This is a genomic window from Alcanivorax sp., from assembly GCF_002733835.1.
GTDB lineage: Bacteria > Pseudomonadota > Gammaproteobacteria > Pseudomonadales > Alcanivoracaceae > Alcanivorax.
Genome location: NZ_NVWY01000007.1, coordinates 1 through 16,081 on the forward strand (window position 1 = coordinate 1; position 16,081 = coordinate 16,081).

Consider the following 16,081-nt stretch of genomic DNA (forward strand, 5'->3'; position numbering starts at 1 on the left):
AATTAACAAAAACTTTGTTGACTCGTTCAGAACTGAAATCTTTTAAAGATCCCATCCCGAACAGGTCCCACACGTTTGCTTGCCTGATTGTTAAAGAGCGTCTCGTTCGTGGCGCTTCGCTGTGGTGCGTTGCGTTGTTGCCCCGTCGAGGAGTGCGCATTCTAGAGAGTTCGCTCTGGGAGTCAAACCCTTTTTCGCACTTTTTTTAAAAAACCTGCTGACCGTTCAAATTCCGCTCAAATCGCCGAGAAAACAGGCGCCAGCGCCTGTTATTTGACCGTCACCCGGGCAATCTTCTTCTTTCCGGCCTGAATCACGTGGCTATCGCCACGGGAGAAGGTGCGCTCCTCACTGAGTTGAGCCCCATCCAGGTACACCGCGCCCCGCCCGAATACGTCCTTGGCCGCCTTGCCGTTCTGCACAAGGCCTGCTTCCCGTAGCAACGGCAGGATATGGATGCTGTCCTGATCCCCCAGATCCACCTCAACTTCCGGCACATTATCAGGGATATCGCCCAGCGCAATCTGGTTGCCTGCCGATTTGGGCGCCGCCTGGGCCGCCTCGGCCCCATGGAACCGCTCGACCATCTCCAGCGCAAAGGCTTTTTTGGCCTCCTGGGGCGAGCCCAGAGTCTCCGCCTCGGCCTTCAATTCCTCAATGCGCTCATTGGAGCAGGCACTGAGCAGTTCATAATAGCGCCAGGTGAGACTGTCGGGAAGCGAGAGCAGCTTGCGGTACATTTCCCCCGGCGCATCGTTGACCCCCACATAGTTGCCCAACGATTTGGACATCTTCTGCACGCCGTCCAGTCCTTCCAGAATCGGCATGGTCAGGCAGATCTGTGGCGCTTGGCCATAAGACTTTTGCAGCGTACGCCCCATCAGCAGGTTGAACTTCTGATCGGTCCCGCCCAGCTCCACATCCGCCTCCAGGGCCACAGAGTCGTAACCCTGCACCAGCGGGTAGAGGAATTCGTGGATGGCGATGGGCTGATTACCCTTGTAACGCTTGTCGAAATCATCCCGCTCCAGCATTCGCGCCACCGTGTACTGGCCTGCCAGCTTGATCATGCCGGCCGCGCCAACCTCGTTCATCCAGCTGGAGTTGAAGGCGACCCGGGTTTTGCTCTCGTCGAGAATCTTGAAGACCTGCTCTTTGTAGGTCTCCGCGTTGCGCAGCACATCTTCTCGACTCAGCGGCGGACGGGTGGCGCTCTTGCCCGTGGGGTCACCGATCATCCCGGTGAAATCGCCAACCAGGAAGATCACTTCATGCCCCAGCTCCTGAAACTGGCGCAGCTTGTTGATCAATACCGTATGCCCCAGGTGCAGATCCGGGGCAGTAGGGTCAAAGCCCGCCTTCACCCGTAACGGCCGGCCCGATGCCAGTTTTTCCCGCAGCTCCTCTTCCTGGATGATCTCATCCGCCCCGCGGGTAATAAGTGCCAGTTGCTGATCCACCGTGGCCATGCCTACCTCTATTTCCAGACCCATTAATGAAAGCGCGCCATTGTAGCACTTGAACGCGGCCAGAGAAGGCGGGTATCTTTGCAGGTCAGTTTTTCGCCGTGCCCCGCGGGCGCGCCAGTCTCTATTTACCCAACCAGGCCCTCACAGACTCTTCATGAAACAACTTATCTCTGCTGCCGGCAGGCTGGTGCGCCAGTTCCCACGCACCCATTTACTGCTGAGCATGGTATTGCTGGGCGGCGTCATCCTGATCGCCTTTCGCCCGGACAGCACCGAAACCACCCCGGAACGCGTCCAGCCCATCAGCCTGCCGGAACGCACAGCACCCGCACCAAAACCGCAAACCACCAGCAAACCCGCACCGGCCACACCGCAATGGCAAACGCTGACCGTGCAATCCGGAGACAGCCTGTCCTCATTACTGCATCCCCTGGGCATTGGCGCCGGGCAGATCGATGCCCTGCTCAAAGGTGACGACAAGCTGAAGCGGCTCACCCGCTTGCGCCCCGGGGAAGCACTGGAAGTCATTGTTAACGACAGCGGCTCCCTCACCAACGTGCGCTACCACCCCTCAAAAGTTGAAACCCTCACCGCACGGCTGACAGGCGGCGGCTGGAGTGTGCGCCTGAGCCAGCGGGAATATCAGAAGCAGACCCGCTTCGCCCAAGCCGACATTACTGGCTCCCTGTTCCTGGCCGGGGCTGCGGCCGGCATCACCGACCGACTCACCATGCAGCTTGCCAACCTGTTCGCCTGGGATGTGGATTTTGCCCTCGACATCCGCAAAGGCGACCGCTTCCGCATTATCTACGAAGAGCTCTACCTGGATGGGGAGAAAGTCGGCGAAGGCGATATCCTGATGGCCGAATTCTGGAACCAGGGCCGCCATCTCACTGCCTTCCGCTACGAAACCCTGTCTGGCGACGTGGAGTACCTGAATATCAAGGGCGACTCCATGCGCAAGGCATTTATCCGTACCCCCGTGGCTTTTTCCCGTATCAGCTCCCGCTTTAATCCGGGCCGCAAACACCCGGTACTTAACCGCATCCGAGCCCACAAAGGCACCGACTACGCCGCCCCCTCCGGCACCCCCATCAAGGCCGCAGGCGATGGCAAGGTCATCTTCGCCGGGGTAAAAGGGGGCTACGGCAATGTCATCATCCTCAAGCATGGCCAGATCTACACCACCCTGTATGCCCATATGCGCAGTTTTGCCAAAGGTATCCGCGTGGGCAAACGAGTCAGCCAGGGGCAAACCATCGGCTATGTCGGTTCGTCCGGGCTGGCCACCGGCCCACACCTGCATTACGAGTTCCGTATTAACGGCGTACACCGCAATCCACAAACCGTACCGCTGCCCAAGGCACGCGGCATCAACGATAACGAGAGAGCGGAGTTCCTGATTGCCGCCAACCGGCTGAAGGCACAAATGACCCTGTTCTCCGAAGCCTCGACACTGGCCAGCAGCGATGCCTTCTAAGACCGAACTACCCCTGTTTATCGGCCTGATGACCGGCACCAGCGTGGACGGTATAGATGCCGTTCTCGCCAGCATTGGCGACGACCATTTTTCTCTGCTCGGCACCCTGAGCCAGCCAATCCCGGCACCGCTTCGCGACGACATTCTCGCCCTGTGCCAGCCGGGCAGTAACGAAATCGACCGGGCCGGCCGCGTCAACCTGCAGCTGGCCGGACATTACGCCAACACCTGCCAGACCCTGCTCACGCAGGCCGGCATAACCCCGGACCAGGTCCGTGCCATCGGCTGCCACGGGCAGACCATTCGCCATCGCCCGCAACCGCCCGGCTTCAGCGTACAACTGGGCTGCCCGGATTCGCTGGCCGTGGCAACCGGCATCCCCGTGGTCAGCAACTTTCGCAACAAGGATATGGCGCTGGGCGGGCAAGGCGCCCCGCTGGTGCCGCCCTTTCATCGACAGTTATTTGCCCGCCCTGATCAACGCATTGCCGTGGTCAACATCGGCGGCATGGCCAATGTGACCTTGCTGGATACCGGCCAGCTCACCGGCGGCTTTGATACCGGCCCGGGCAACGTGCTGATGGATAGCTGGATTCAACAGCACTACCAGCAAGCCTACGACCGCAACGGTGACTGGGCCGCCAGCGCCCAGCCCGACAGCACCCTGCTCACTACCCTGCTGGATGATCCGTATTTCCATCAGCCGCCCCCGAAAAGCACCGGACGGGAACGCTTCAGCCGCGACTGGCTCAACGCCCAACTGGCTAACCACTCGCTCCCTGATGACGTCATCCAGGCAACACTGGCAGAACTCACCGCCCACTCGATCAGAGATGCACTTAACAACTTCCAGCCCGATCACGTACTGATCTGTGGTGGAGGCGCCCATAACCGGCACCTGCTGGAACGCCTTCAGGCATTACTCAACACCCCGGTCACCAGCACCGCCGAGCACGGACTGCACCCGGACTGGGTGGAAGCCGCCGCGTTTGCCTGGTTGGCCTGGGCGCGCATGGAAGGAAAAGCGGGCAATGCGCCGGTGGTCACCGGGGCGTCGAGGGAAGCGGTATTGGGGCAGATCACCCTGCCTTAAGAGCAGCTGCGAGCTATGAGCTACGAGCTTCAAGGCGCGAAACAGGGATTGGCTCAACCGACAAACTCTTGAACCGCGCTTCGGCGTTGCTTTTCGCCTCGCCTGGGCGCGGCACACCACAGTGAACCTGGCTTTGGCTCTTCCCGCGCCTCGCAACTCGTAGCTCGTAGCTAGCCCCTCAAACCAGCCACAGCCCAATCATGGCGCAGCTGAAGCCAAGCGTCGCGCCAGCCAGAATGTCCGACGGATAATGGACCCCCAGCAACACCCGGGACAAGCCCACCATCACCGCCAACCCCAACGCCAGAGCCATTACCGGGGGATAGAAGACACACAGCAGTGTCGCCATCACAAAGGCGGCAGCGGTGTGCCCGGACGGGAAGCTGAACCGGTCCGCGGGCTGAATAAACGCCGACAGGCTCTCCAGCGCATCCGCCGGCCGGGGCCGTTTGATCAAGTGCTTGAGCAGCACAAACATCGGCACTTCCAGGGCATAGGCGGCCATGGCAGTCAGGGCGAACTCGCTGCCGCCCTGCCGATCCATCCACCAGATCAGCAACGTCAGCGCCACATAGAAAGGACCATCGCCGAGGCGGGAGATCATCCGCGCCATGCGGGCACGGCGGGCTGCCTGCGGCTGTTGTAGCAACCAGCACATGGCCCGGGTATCCGCGGCGGTCATTCGTTGAAATGTCGGTTTTGTCGTCATCATGGGTTCAGTGTCTACCCGAAAAGCGACGAAATGTTGATCAAACAGTGAAGGTTTTGTGACAGGGGAGACAGGCGCGAGTTGCGAGAAGCGAGTTTCGAAACCCAGTCCACCTCTTGCCTTTCGAGACTCGTAACTCGTTACTCGCTTCTTTTCGGCAAAGCGGGCTTACGACTGAAGCAGCCAGTTATTCCTAAACAGAGAAGGAAGAACCGCAGCCGCAGGTGGTGGCCGCATTGGGGTTGCTGACCACGAAACGCGAACCCATCAGGCCCTTTTCGTAATCCACCTGGGAACCATCCAGGTATTGAATGCTCATGGCGTCCACCAGCAGGGTTACGCCGGCTTTCTCCACCGAGGTATCGTCTTCATTCACCGCTTCATCGAAGGTGAAACCATAGGAAAACCCCGCACACCCGCCGCCAGTGATATACACACGCAGCTTCAGGTTCGGGTTTCCTTCGTCGTCACGCAGCTCTTTGACTTTGGCCGCGGCGGCATCAGTAAATGAAATAGGCGCTGACTCGGTCATACTCTCGCTATTGGCTGACATCTGGGCAGTAGGATCCCCGCCTGGGCAACAGCAGTCGCCCAGGCGGGTAGATCATGTTCCAGTACCCGACTAAAACAGTCAAGAATTATCCACGGCCGCCTTGCCTGCCACAGCCTTGCCTTCAGGCTCCGACTTGGCGGCTTTACTGGCGTCCGGGGCAGGCAAATTGCGGCGCTCATCATCCAGCCGTACCAACTTGCCATTCACCCGCGCGCCCATGACCATTTCGATCATCCGGTAATACACGTTGCCTTCCACGGATGCCTTTTCGGCCAGCTCCAGGTTTTCGGTGGCGTGCACATCCCCTTCCACGCGACCGTTGATCACCACCTGGGCGACCTGAATCTCACCTTTCACCACGCCGCTTTCGCCGATCACCAGGCGGCCGCCATCCTTGCCCACGCTGACGTTGCCTTCCACGGTGCCCTGGATATGCAGCCCCCCGGAGAATTCGATATCGCCACGAACGGTTGCGCTGGGCGCGATCAGGGTGTGGTTACGGTAATCCTGGGACGATGCCCCTGTCGTTGCTGCGGTTTTCTTGTCTCGGCCTAGCACACGTCTCTCCTACTGCCATTTTATGGTTTTCTGTGTCTGGTAACGGTTTCTGCCGCCGCTCTCAGCATCCACATCCACCGCCTGTATCACCACCCCTTCGGGCACCTTAAAGCGGCCATTCAGCTCCTGAAAGTAGCGAAACCGGAAGCGTGTCTCACTGCCGTCCTCAAGCCAGCTGCGTCCGTTGAGCGAAAACGCCTCACCGTCTTTCTCTCCGCGCAGGTGCAGACTGATATCCCCGGACAGATAGCCCCGGTTATCGCCGGACTGCACCAACACCACCCGATAATGGTATTCGTCAGTGTCGTTATCCTGCTGCACGGTCATTTTTTCGATCTGCAGGCCACCTTCGGTGCCAGCCGGTGCCATGACATTCTTATAGAACAGCACCGCCTCTTCGAGCTCGGCCACCTGATCCTGCAATGCCTTGATCTCCCGGCGCACCTCTTCGCGAGCCTCCAGGGTCAGTTCGGAATCCGCTCTGAACACCGCCAGTTCATTACGCGCAGTCTCCAGCTCTGCATCCAGGGTCTTGACCTCACCACGCAGTCGGCGATTGGATTCCGAGGCATCCAGGGCACCGCCAGCACCCAGCCAGCCGCCCAGCAAAAACAGCAACACCGCCACGACAAGCGCAACCGACACCCACAGCCGCCGCTGCTTCTTCTGCTGAGACGGGCTGATCGGCATCAGCATCACATCATCGATGCCGGCCCGGCTTTTCGGTTTCTTCGCCATGGTTACGGGGCCAACGGGACCACAGCCAGCCCCGCCCCCTCATCCAGACCAAACATGATATTCATGGCCTGCACCGCCTGGCCCGACGCCCCTTTCACCAGGTTATCGATCACCGACAGCACCACAATCACGTTCTCACCACGGGGCTGGTGCAGCGCCAGCCGACACATGTTGGCGCCCTTCACAAAGCGCGTTTCGGGATGACTCCCCAGCGGCATCACGTCCACGAAAGGCTCATCGGCATAACGGGCCTCGAATGCGGCCTGGATCTCTTCCAGTGGCGGCGCCGACTCGGTGAGCTGGCCGTAGAGTGTGGCATGAATACCACGGATCATGGGGATAAGATGTGGAACAAATGTAGCGCTTACCGGGGCACCCGCAATATCACCCAGTCCTTGCTCAATTTCAGGCAAGTGCCGGTGACCACTGGCGCCATAGGCCTTGTAGCTTTCCCCGGCTTCCGCCAGCAACATGGGCACCTTGGCACCCTTGCCGCCGCCACTGGCACCACTGGCCGCGTTGGCAATCAGTTGGTCCGGCTTGATCCAGCCTTTTTCCAGCAATGGCAGATAGCCCAGCTGAATCGAGGTGGGATAGCAGCCGGCGCACGCCACCAGCCGGGCATCACGAATTTTCTCCCGATTCACTTCCGGCAGGCCATATACCGCATCCGCCAGCAACTCCGGGCAAGCATGGGGCTCGCCATACCATTCGCTCCAGAGCTCATGATCGCGCAGACGAAAATCCGCAGACAAGTCCACCACCCGCACCCCGGCGTCCATCAGCTCAGGCATCATGCGCATGGCCACGTTATGGGGCGTGGCGAAGAACACCACATCACAGGCCGCCAGCCGTTTTACGTCCGGCTCGCTGAACACCAGATCCGTGCGCCCGCGCAGGGACGGAAACAAATCCGCCACCGCCACACCGGCTTCACCACGGGAGGTAATCACATCCAGCTCAGCATGGGGATGATTAACCAGCAGGCGCAATAATTCGACCCCGGTATACCCGGTACCGCCAACCACACCCACTTTCAGCGGTGCACTGACTTGTGCTGGCTGAGAAGACATATCCCACTCCTGAACTGCATTAATAAAAGGAAGCCCTGCATGATAGGGTCGCCGCCCGTCAGCGGCAAGAAAGCCACAACAGCGACGCGCCGATAACCCCACCGCGCGCCCGATTTGTGATCAACCCGGCAACTGTCGCTCGGGCTCTTTCGTCGCCTGTGTTGAATCACCCTTTTCGTCGCTACGCTCCACAGGCTTTTCCAGCGCCATACCTTCGCCCTCGGAGAGACGGTCCGCCAGGGAATCGTACAAGGGCCGGGCCCAGACAATTTTCGCCACCGCCGCCGACAAAAAAGCGCCTGCCATGAGTGGCAGCAGGATGTCGTGACGGTTACCGGTCAACTCCATCACGATCACAAAAGAAGTGATGGGCCGCTGGATTACGCCTGCCAGAAAAGCCGCCATGGCCACCAGCGTCAGCCCCACCAGCGAAGAGCCCGGGAAGAAGCCGCCCACCACGTTACCAATCCCCGCGCCAGCCGCCAGGCTCGGCGAGAACAGGCCACCGGGAATGCCGGTAAAATACGACACCAGCGTGGCGGACATCTTCGCCAGCGCAAACGTCCAGTTGCCAGGCTGCTCACCGTCCAGCAACGTGGACGCCTGCTCATAACCACTGCCGTAAGTGGCCCCGCCCGTAATCAGCCCCAGAAACACCAACACCAGCGCGCACATCATCACCACGCGATAGGGGTGCTCCTTGGCATACGGGGAGAGAAACTGGCTGCCCTTGATCAGCAATCGACTGAACAACCCGCCCAGCAGGCCACACACCAATGCGGTCACCCCAATGGCCGCCCAGTCCCGGGTAATGTCCAGGGAACCATCCGGGTGCCCGAAAAAGCTGTAGTGCCCCATGATCATCAGCACCACCACACCAGAAAGGATGATCGCCAGAATCAGGGTACCGCTGGTGCGCTGCTCAAAAGAGCCGGACAACTCCTCAATGGCGAACACAATCCCTGCCAGCGGGGCATTAAACGCCGCCGACACCCCTGCCGCGCCGCCCGCCACAATCAGGGAATTATCCACGTATTTCTGCTGAAGCCGCCCCACCCGGCCCACCGAATACATCATCGCCGCGCCCATGTGCACACTGGGGCCCTCGCGGCCAATACTGGCCCCGCACAGCAACCCCAGGCAGGTGAGTACAAACTTACTGAGGATCACGCGCAAGGAGAGGAAAGCAGGGCGCAGCCAGTGGTAACGCTGCTTCAGCACCACCAGCACCTGGGGAATACCACTGCCCTGGGATTCGGTGCCCAACTGACGCATCAACCAGACAATAATCACCATTCCCAGCGGAGTAATCAGCACCGGCAGGTACGGCGAATGAGCATGGATAGCGGTAAAGGTATGGGAGGCCAGTTCCGCCACCCAGGCAAACGCCACCACCAACAACCCCACCATCACCGCGCCAGTCCAGAATACCGCGCGCAGTTTCCAGTCTTGCCAGGAACCCAGCTGTCGACGGCTCAGCCGCCGGGTACGAAACAGGTAGTAACGCAACAGACGACTATGGCGTGGCCGCTTATTCACAGCGCTCCTTCTCAAGGCAGTAGCAAGTGAACCGGAAAGAAAACAGGTAAGTCTGTATAGTGTACGCCGACTGGAAATATCTCTCCAATGCAGCCACCAATAAGGGAAGCCCCATGCAGTTTGCGCTCGATTACTTTCTCTGGATCAAGGCCTTCCACTTGATCGCTGTAATTTGCTGGTTTGCCGGCATTTTCTACCTGCCGCGCCTGTTCGTATACCACGCCATGGCAGACGATCAGCCCAGCCGCGAACGCTTCAAGATCATGGAACGCAAACTCTATCGGGGCATCATGAACCCCAGCATGATTGTCACCGTAGTCCTTGGCATGTGGATGTTCATGGCAAACATGGAAGCCTACAAAGGCAACGGCTGGATGCACGCCAAACTGGCGCTGGTGTTCCTTCTGATTGGCTACCACCACGTCTGCCTGTCCTACATGAAGAAGTTCGCCGCCGACGCCAACACCAAAAGCGACAAGTTCTACCGGATCTTCAACGAGATCCCGGTTGTCCTGCTCATCGCCATTGTTATTCTGGTGATTGTTCGTCCTTTCTAATTCCGGCCAAGGCCTGACGCTCGGTACAGACCGGCATCAGGCGTCCGGCTTCCAGCATCAGGCGTTATCAATGAAACCGAACATTCTCGTCATCGCCGGCCACGACCCTTCCGGGGGCGCCGGCATCCATGCCGACATTGAAGCCATTCAGGCCCTGGGCGGCTTCGCCTCCACCCTGATCACCGGGCTCACCGTGCAGAACAGCCAGAACGTGCGCGGCTTCCGGCTCACCGATATCGACCTGCTGCAACAACAGGCCGACGCCCTGCTGGACGACATGGATTACCAGGCCATCAAGATCGGCATGACCGGCTCGGTGGTCATCATTGATTTCATTGTTTGCCTGCTCAAGCGTCTGCCCGGCGTTCCCGTCATTCTCGACCCGGTACTGGCCGCCGAAGCAGGCGGCAGCCTGGCGCAGGAATCCCTCGCCGAAGCCATGCTCGAAAAGCTGGCGCCACTGTGCGACGTGATGACCCCCAACCTGCCAGAAGCCCAGGCCCTGAGCGGGCAAACAAGCGTCACCGACTGCGGTCAGACACTGGTCCAGCGCAGCGGCTGCGCCACCCTGGTCACCGGCACCCACGACGACACCGATCAGGTCATCAACCACCTGTTCACCGCCGTTGGCGAAGAACAATGGCGGTGGGACCGGTTGCCACACAGCTATCACGGCTCCGGCTGCACCCTGGCCTCCTCCATTGCCTGCCTGCGCGGTCGCGGCCAGTCACTGGACAGCGCCGTGGCCAATGGCCAAGCCCACGTGGACCGCTTTCTGCGCGGCGCCTTCCAGCCCGGGCAAGGCCAATACGTGCCCAACCGCCAGGCCTGAGCGCCCCATGTCCCTCCACCGACGCCACCGGCTCCACGGCCTCTACGCGATCACCGACCCGGCACTGACCCCGGACGAGCGCCTGCTGCCTGCCGCCGAAGCCGCCCTGCGCGGCGGCGCCCGACTGCTGCAATACCGGGACAAGACCGCCAGCCCGGCCCAGCGCGAATACCGGGCCACCCAGCTACGCGCCCTGTGCCACCAATACAGTGCCCTGTTTATTGTCAATGATGATCCGGCTCTTGCCGCCCGCGTGGACGCCGATGGCGTGCACATCGGCCAGAGCGACGGCGGCATCGAAGCCGCCCGCAAGCAGCTGGGAGGTTCACGGATTATCGGCGTCACCTGCCACGGCGATCTGGCATTGGCCGGCCAAGCCGCCGAAGCCGGCGCCGATTACCTGGCCATGGGTCGCTTCTTCACCTCGCAGACCAAACCCCAGGCGCCGCCGGCCTCACTGACGGTGCTACGCCAGGCCTGCCAGCAGTTTCATCAACCCGTGGTAGCCATCGGCGGAGTGAATCCGGATAATGCGCCGCAACTGATCGACGCTGGCGCCGTGTCTGTGGCGGTCATTCATGCCCTGTTCGGGCACGCCGACACGGCCTCCATCGAAGCAGCAGCACGCCGCCTCAGCGCCTGTTTCCCGGCCTCCGCCGGACAGGCCATCCCAGAATAGATTCAACAGAGGACACACCATGAGCCGCAAGCACTCTGAACAGCTTTTCCGTCAGGCCCAGAAACACATTCCCGGCGGCGTGAATTCCCCGGTGCGGGCGTTCAAAAGCGTCGGCGGCACACCGGTGTTCTTCCATTCCGCCCGTGGCGCCTACCTGTTCGACGAAGACGACAATCAATACATCGATTACGTGGGCTCCTGGGGCCCCATGATCCTGGGCCATAACCACCCCCACGTGGTGGCCGCCGTGCAGGCCGCCGTACAGGAAGGACTGAGCTTCGGCGCCCCCACCGCAACGGAAGTGGCCATGGCCGACAAGGTCTGCGAACTGGTGCCCTCCATGGACATGGTGCGCATGGTCAACTCCGGCACTGAAGCCACCATGAGCGCCATCCGCCTGGCCCGCGGCTACACCGGCCGCAACAAGATCATCAAGTTTGAAGGTTGCTACCACGGGCACGTGGACAGCCTGCTGGTGAAAGCCGGCTCCGGCGCCATCGCCATTCCCGGCTCCCCCGGCGTACCGGAAGCCGTCACCGCGGACACCCTGGTGCTGAACTACAATGATGCCGCCAGCGTCACCCAGGCTTTCGAAGAAAACGGCGACGACATCGCCGCCATCATCGTGGAGCCGGTGGCCGGCAACATGAACTGTGTCCCCGCCACCGAGAATTTCCTGCAGACCCTGCGCCAGCAATGTGACAACAACGGCGCGGTGCTGATTTTCGATGAAGTCATGAGCGGGTTCCGGGTAGCGCTGGGCGGCGCCCAGGGCCATTACGGCATCACCCCGGACATGACCACCCTGGGCAAGATTGTCGGGGGCGGCATGCCGGTGGGCGCCTTTGGCGGCAAGCAGGCCATCATGGAGCATCTGGCCCCGCTCGGGCCGGTCTACCAGGCCGGCACCCTGTCCGGTAACCCGGTGGCCATGGCTGCAGGCCTGGCGACGCTGAACCTGATCAGCGAGCCCGGCTTCCACGACGCGCTGACGGAAAAAACCACCCGCCTGCTGGAAGGCCTGACCGCCGCCGCCCATGCGCAAGGGGTGTCATTCACCACTGCACAGGCCGGCGCCATGTTCGGGCTGTTCTTCACCGACCAGAACCGTATCAGCAGCTTTGCGGAAGTGATGGCCTGCGACAGCGAGCGCTTCAACCGCTTCTTCCACGCCATGCTGGACCAGGGCATTTATCTGGCGCCCAGCGCGTTCGAAGCGGGGTTCGTGTCTGTGGCGCACAGTGATGAGGATATCGATGCCACCATCGCCGCCGCACGCAAGGCGTTTGCGAAGGTGTAAAGGCCTGACCAGAATCTCACCTGTAGGCGCACCTCTTGAGGTGCGAACCGTGCCGCGTAAGCAGGGATTTGTGAGCGACGCTTGCGTGAAAGCTGTATCGTTTTCCCTCGCCAAGGCTCGGGTTCGCGCCTCAAGAGGCGCTCCTACAGCGGCCCCATAAGCAAGGTCAGTCGCGCACCAAGACGGCCTGCTTGCCGCCGATGAGCTTCAGTAAAGCCCCCGGCGCCATGGCGATTTCCAGCCCGCGCCGGCCGGCGCTCATGTAGATAATCTCGTGGGATGCCGCGCTGCCATCCAGATATAACGGCAACCGTTTCTTCTGCCCCAGCGGGCTAATGCCGCCCAGCACATAACCGGTTAATCGTTGCGCCTTGTCCGCCGGGCACATCTGCGCCTTCTTGCCACCGTGGGCACGGGCCAGATATTTCAGGTCCAGCTGATGGGCCACTGGCACCATGGCCACCACCGGCGCGTCATCCACCAGCGCCATCAGCGTCTTGAACACCTGCTCCACCGGCAGGCCCAGAGCCTCGGCCGCTTCCAACCCGTAGCTTTGCGCTTTCGGGTCGTGTTCGTAGCTATGCAGCGTAAACGCTACCTTGCCGCGCTTGGCGGCCTGCACCGCCGGTGTCATGCCTTGCGCGACTCCGGGTCACGCAGCGTCGCCGCCCGTTCGCGAGCCGCCTTCGCTCCCGCGGCATCGCCTTGCCGGTCCCGCGCGGTGGCCACCAATTCCCATAAACCTGCCTGATACGCCGGGTGGTCCGGCGCCAGACGCAGCGCTTTCAGGGCAAAGCCTTCCGCACCTCGGGCGTCGCCTTCTGTCAGGCGCAGGTCCGCCAGCTGCTTGTACAGCCAGGAGGAATCAGGGGCAATATTCAGCGCCCGCTCCAGATACCGTTCCGCCCGGGAATTATCCCCTTGCTGGCGCGCCTGCTCGGCACTGGCCAACAGACTCAGCGCCGGAGAACCTTCCAGTTCCTGGCTGGCAGTCATCGGTTCCTGCGGTTCTTCGACCACGGGCTTCACCGCACACCCCACCATCACGGCACTGATTAGCACCAATCGAACCAGCTTTTGCATAAACAACATCCTGACCCCTATTTCCTTGATCGCAGGTTGAATTGAGCGAGCCACCGCAAACCGCATGGCGTTTAATCAAACAGGCCCTTGAACCATCCTTTGATGCCCTTGCCGGTTTGTTTCACTGTGCCACAACCATCGCTGTCTTCGGGAATCGACGCGGCCAGCATGGGGTAGCGACGGGCATTGCCACAACCTTCTGCACTGACGCGGCGGCCGTCTTCATTCATCCATACCCATTCCACGCTGGGCGGCGGGTTTTGTGACAGGCTGCGCTGTGGCAGCTTGCCCATCAAATTCGCCCACACCGGCAAGGCGCCGCTGGAGCCGGTAATCCCCGCGTTTTTGTTGTCGTCACGGCCCACCCAGACCACCGCCAAGTGATTGGCCGAGAACCCGGCAAACCAGGCATCGCGGAAATCATCACTGGTACCGGTCTTGCCGGCCACTTTCAGATCCGACGGCAGCGCCGCACGAGCGGCACGGGCGGTGCCTTCTTCCACGACCTGTTGCATGGCCCACTGGGTCAAGAAAGCCGGCCCGGCCTCCACCACTTCGTCGGTGCTCACCGGATAACGGGCCAGCGGTTTGCCGTCCTTGTCCAGCACATCGGTAATGGAGCGCAGCCGGGTACTGAAGCCACCGGTGGCCAGCGGCTGATACATCATCGCCACTTCAAACGGGGTCAATTCCAGGCTCCCCAACAGAATACTCGGGTACAGCGGGATATTGCGGGTAACGCCCAGGGTCTTCATGGTGTCGGCCACCTTGTCCAGGCCCACATCCAGCCCCAGCCGCGCGGTGGCCTGGTTACGGGACAAGGCCAGCACATCCACCATGGGCATGGCGCCCTTGGCCTTCTTGTCGAAGTTCTGTGGCGCCCACACGCTGCCATTGGGCAACTTCACCTGAATCGGACCGTCTTCCACTAAAGAGGCCAACGAGTAGGTTTCCGGTTGCTCAACCGCCGACAAGATAACCGCCGGTTTGGCCAGGGAGCCCATGGGTCGCTGAGCATCCAGCGCCCGATTGAAACCCGCCTGCCGCGAGTCCCGGTTACTCACCAGCGCCAGCACATCGCCCTGGGCCGGCGCCACCACCACCACAGCACCGTTGAGTTTTTTCACCTGTTTCGGATCGCGATGATTGAGATGCTCTTTCAGCGCTCCTTCCGAGGCCAGTTGCGCCAGCACATCCAGGGTGGAGTGAATATGCAGCCCTTCATCGCTGAGCACCTCCGGCGGGTAATCCCGCGCCAGCTGACGGCGCACCAGATCAATAAACGCCGGGAAGGCATACAGCGCGGATGCACCCCGCGGCACCACTTCCAGCGGCCGGGCGCTGTACTTGTTGTAGTCCGCTTCAGACAATGCCCCCTCGTCCCGCGCGACTTGCAACACGGTATTGCGGCGCTCCATGGCCCGCTCCGGGCGGCGGCGCGGGTCGTACCAGCTGGGGCCTTTCAGCAAGGCCACCAGCGTCGCCAGCTGATGGGGTTCCAGTTCTTCCAGCGGTCGGCCAAACAGGAACTGCGCTCCCAGGCCCATACCATGAATGGCGCGGGCGCCGTCCTGGCCGAGATAGACCTCATTCAAGTAGGCCTCGAGAATCTGGTCCTTGCTGTAATGCAGCTCCAGCAGCAAGGCCATGGGCATTTCCATCAGCTTGCGCGACAGGGTCCGGTCGGAGCTGAGCCAGAAGTTTTTCACCAGCTGCTGGGTCAGGGTACTGCCGCCCTGCACCAGGCCGCCGGCCTTGATATTGGCCAACATGGCGCGGCTCAAGCCGCGCAGGGAAATGCCATGGTGGTCGTAGAAACTGCGGTCTTCGGTGGCGATGAGCATGTCCACCAGCAACGGCGGCACCTTATCCAGCGGCACCAGCACCCGGTCCTCAGCGTGCTGGGGGTGAATACTGCCGATCTGCAATGGCTCCAGCCGGGCCAGGCGATCGCCGCCGGCTTCCAGGCTGCGAATCTGCCCGCCGGACAGGGACAGCCGAATACGCTCGGACTGCTCGCCACCGTCGCTGTCATTGAAACCCCGAGTGTGAATCAGCAGGGAATTGCCCTGCACCGCGAAACTGCCCGGCGTACTGGCCCGCGCATCACGCCGGTAACGCATCAGGTCCAGCAGCTTGAGCATGTCATCACGGGACAACACCCGGCCTTCATACAATTCCACCGGCCGGGCATAGACCCGCGCCGGCAGCTGCCAGGCATGGGAATCGAACCGCTCGCGCACCAGCGCATCCAGGTACGCCATGCCGGCGGCCCCGAGCACCAGGCACACCAGCCCGACCTTGGCAATGAATGACCAACTGAACCAGCGCCGGCGCTGGGCGGAGGGCTGCTTTTTTCTACTGGGTTGCCGCCGCGACTTTGCGGGGGACTTTTTCGCTTTTTTTGCCATGGGCCGG

Annotated in this window: 17 protein-coding genes; 7 read left to right on the forward strand and 10 right to left on the reverse strand. The window is 61.2% G+C overall.

All coding sequences use genetic code 11. From position 1 onward, the window contains the following. Positions 1-209: hypothetical protein (locus tag COA55_RS05425; protein ID WP_290500942.1), on the forward strand; the 209-nt coding region annotated here is incomplete at its 5' end. A gap of 60 nt (positions 210-269) precedes the next feature. On the opposite strand, the gene tyrS is transcribed toward COA55_RS05425, so the two are convergent. Beyond that, a complete protein-coding gene (gene tyrS, locus COA55_RS05430; protein WP_063538523.1) occupies positions 270-1,469 on the reverse strand; it encodes a tyrosine--tRNA ligase in 1,200 nt (399 codons plus the stop codon). 154 nt (positions 1,470-1,623) lie between these two features. Between tyrS and COA55_RS05435 the strand changes: the two genes are divergently transcribed. Together COA55_RS05435 and COA55_RS05440 are read left to right on the forward strand one after the other, a co-directional pair. Continuing rightward, the gene (locus COA55_RS05435; protein ID WP_290500943.1) at positions 1,624-2,949 is read left to right on the forward strand and encodes a peptidoglycan DD-metalloendopeptidase family protein; all 1,326 of its coding nucleotides are present in this window, start codon (positions 1,624-1,626) and stop codon (positions 2,947-2,949) included. Next, positions 2,939-4,042, forward strand: coding sequence for an anhydro-N-acetylmuramic acid kinase (locus COA55_RS05440; protein WP_290500944.1), 1,104 nt, complete (start codon positions 2,939-2,941; stop codon positions 4,040-4,042). Before COA55_RS05435 ends, COA55_RS05440 begins: the two co-directional genes overlap by 11 nt. A gap of 178 nt (positions 4,043-4,220) precedes the next feature. Here COA55_RS05440 and COA55_RS05445 read toward each other — a convergent pair whose 3' ends face one another. The 6 genes from COA55_RS05445 to COA55_RS05470 form a co-directional block, all read right to left on the reverse strand. Continuing rightward, positions 4,221-4,724: a phosphatase PAP2 family protein gene (locus COA55_RS05445; protein WP_290500945.1), complete on the reverse strand. Its 504-nt coding sequence runs from the start codon at positions 4,722-4,724 to the stop codon at positions 4,221-4,223. Positions 4,725-4,944: 220 nt separating this feature from the next. Then, positions 4,945-5,304, reverse strand: coding sequence for an iron-sulfur cluster insertion protein ErpA (erpA, locus tag COA55_RS05450; protein ID WP_063519519.1), 360 nt, complete (start codon positions 5,302-5,304; stop codon positions 4,945-4,947). A 78-nt stretch (positions 5,305-5,382) separates the two neighbouring features. Then, the gene (locus tag COA55_RS05455) at positions 5,383-5,862 is read right to left on the reverse strand and encodes a polymer-forming cytoskeletal protein (RefSeq protein ID WP_063519520.1); all 480 of its coding nucleotides are present in this window, start codon (positions 5,860-5,862) and stop codon (positions 5,383-5,385) included. 9 nt (positions 5,863-5,871) lie between these two features. After that, a complete protein-coding gene (locus tag COA55_RS05460) occupies positions 5,872-6,600 on the reverse strand; it encodes a DUF6776 family protein (RefSeq protein ID WP_063519521.1) in 729 nt (242 codons plus the stop codon). Between the two features lie 2 nt (positions 6,601-6,602). Next, positions 6,603-7,673, reverse strand: coding sequence for an N-acetyl-gamma-glutamyl-phosphate reductase (gene argC / locus COA55_RS05465; protein WP_290500946.1), 1,071 nt, complete (start codon positions 7,671-7,673; stop codon positions 6,603-6,605). A gap of 120 nt (positions 7,674-7,793) precedes the next feature. Continuing rightward, positions 7,794-9,212 (reverse strand): chloride channel protein, encoded by a 1,419-nt coding sequence (locus COA55_RS05470; RefSeq protein ID WP_290500947.1) that lies wholly within the window; start codon positions 9,210-9,212, stop codon positions 7,794-7,796. Between the two features lie 113 nt (positions 9,213-9,325). On the opposite strand from COA55_RS05470, the gene hemJ reads away from it, so the two are divergent. The 4 genes from hemJ to hemL all read left to right on the forward strand — a co-directional run bounded on the left by hemJ (position 9,326) and on the right by hemL (position 12,580). Next, complete coding sequence (hemJ, locus tag COA55_RS05475; protein ID WP_290500948.1) at positions 9,326-9,769, forward strand: protoporphyrinogen oxidase HemJ; 444 nt, start codon at positions 9,326-9,328, stop codon at positions 9,767-9,769. Between the two features lie 70 nt (positions 9,770-9,839). Continuing rightward, positions 9,840-10,601, forward strand: a complete 762-nt coding sequence (locus COA55_RS05480; protein ID WP_290500949.1) for a hydroxymethylpyrimidine/phosphomethylpyrimidine kinase — start codon at positions 9,840-9,842, stop codon at positions 10,599-10,601. 7 nt (positions 10,602-10,608) lie between these two features. Then, positions 10,609-11,280 carry a thiamine phosphate synthase gene (gene thiE / locus COA55_RS05485; protein ID WP_290500950.1) on the forward strand — a complete coding sequence of 224 codons (672 nt, stop codon included), beginning with the start codon at positions 10,609-10,611 and terminating at the stop codon, positions 11,278-11,280. A gap of 19 nt (positions 11,281-11,299) precedes the next feature. Continuing rightward, entirely contained in the window at positions 11,300-12,580 is a 1,281-nt protein-coding gene (gene hemL, locus COA55_RS05490) for a glutamate-1-semialdehyde 2,1-aminomutase (protein WP_290500951.1), read from the forward strand. A gap of 166 nt (positions 12,581-12,746) precedes the next feature. Here the strand turns inward: hemL and ybaK are convergent, their stop codons facing one another. From ybaK to mrcB, 3 genes are all read right to left on the reverse strand, one after another. Beyond that, a complete protein-coding gene (ybaK, locus tag COA55_RS05495; RefSeq protein WP_290500952.1) occupies positions 12,747-13,214 on the reverse strand; it encodes a Cys-tRNA(Pro) deacylase in 468 nt (155 codons plus the stop codon). After that, the gene (locus COA55_RS05500; protein WP_290500954.1) at positions 13,211-13,663 is read right to left on the reverse strand and encodes a tetratricopeptide repeat protein; all 453 of its coding nucleotides are present in this window, start codon (positions 13,661-13,663) and stop codon (positions 13,211-13,213) included. Before COA55_RS05500 ends, ybaK begins: the two co-directional genes overlap by 4 nt. Positions 13,664-13,734: 71 nt before the next feature. Continuing rightward, positions 13,735-16,074 (reverse strand): penicillin-binding protein 1B, encoded by a 2,340-nt coding sequence (gene mrcB / locus COA55_RS05505; RefSeq protein ID WP_290500955.1) that lies wholly within the window; start codon positions 16,072-16,074, stop codon positions 13,735-13,737. Positions 16,075-16,081 lie beyond the last annotated feature (7 nt).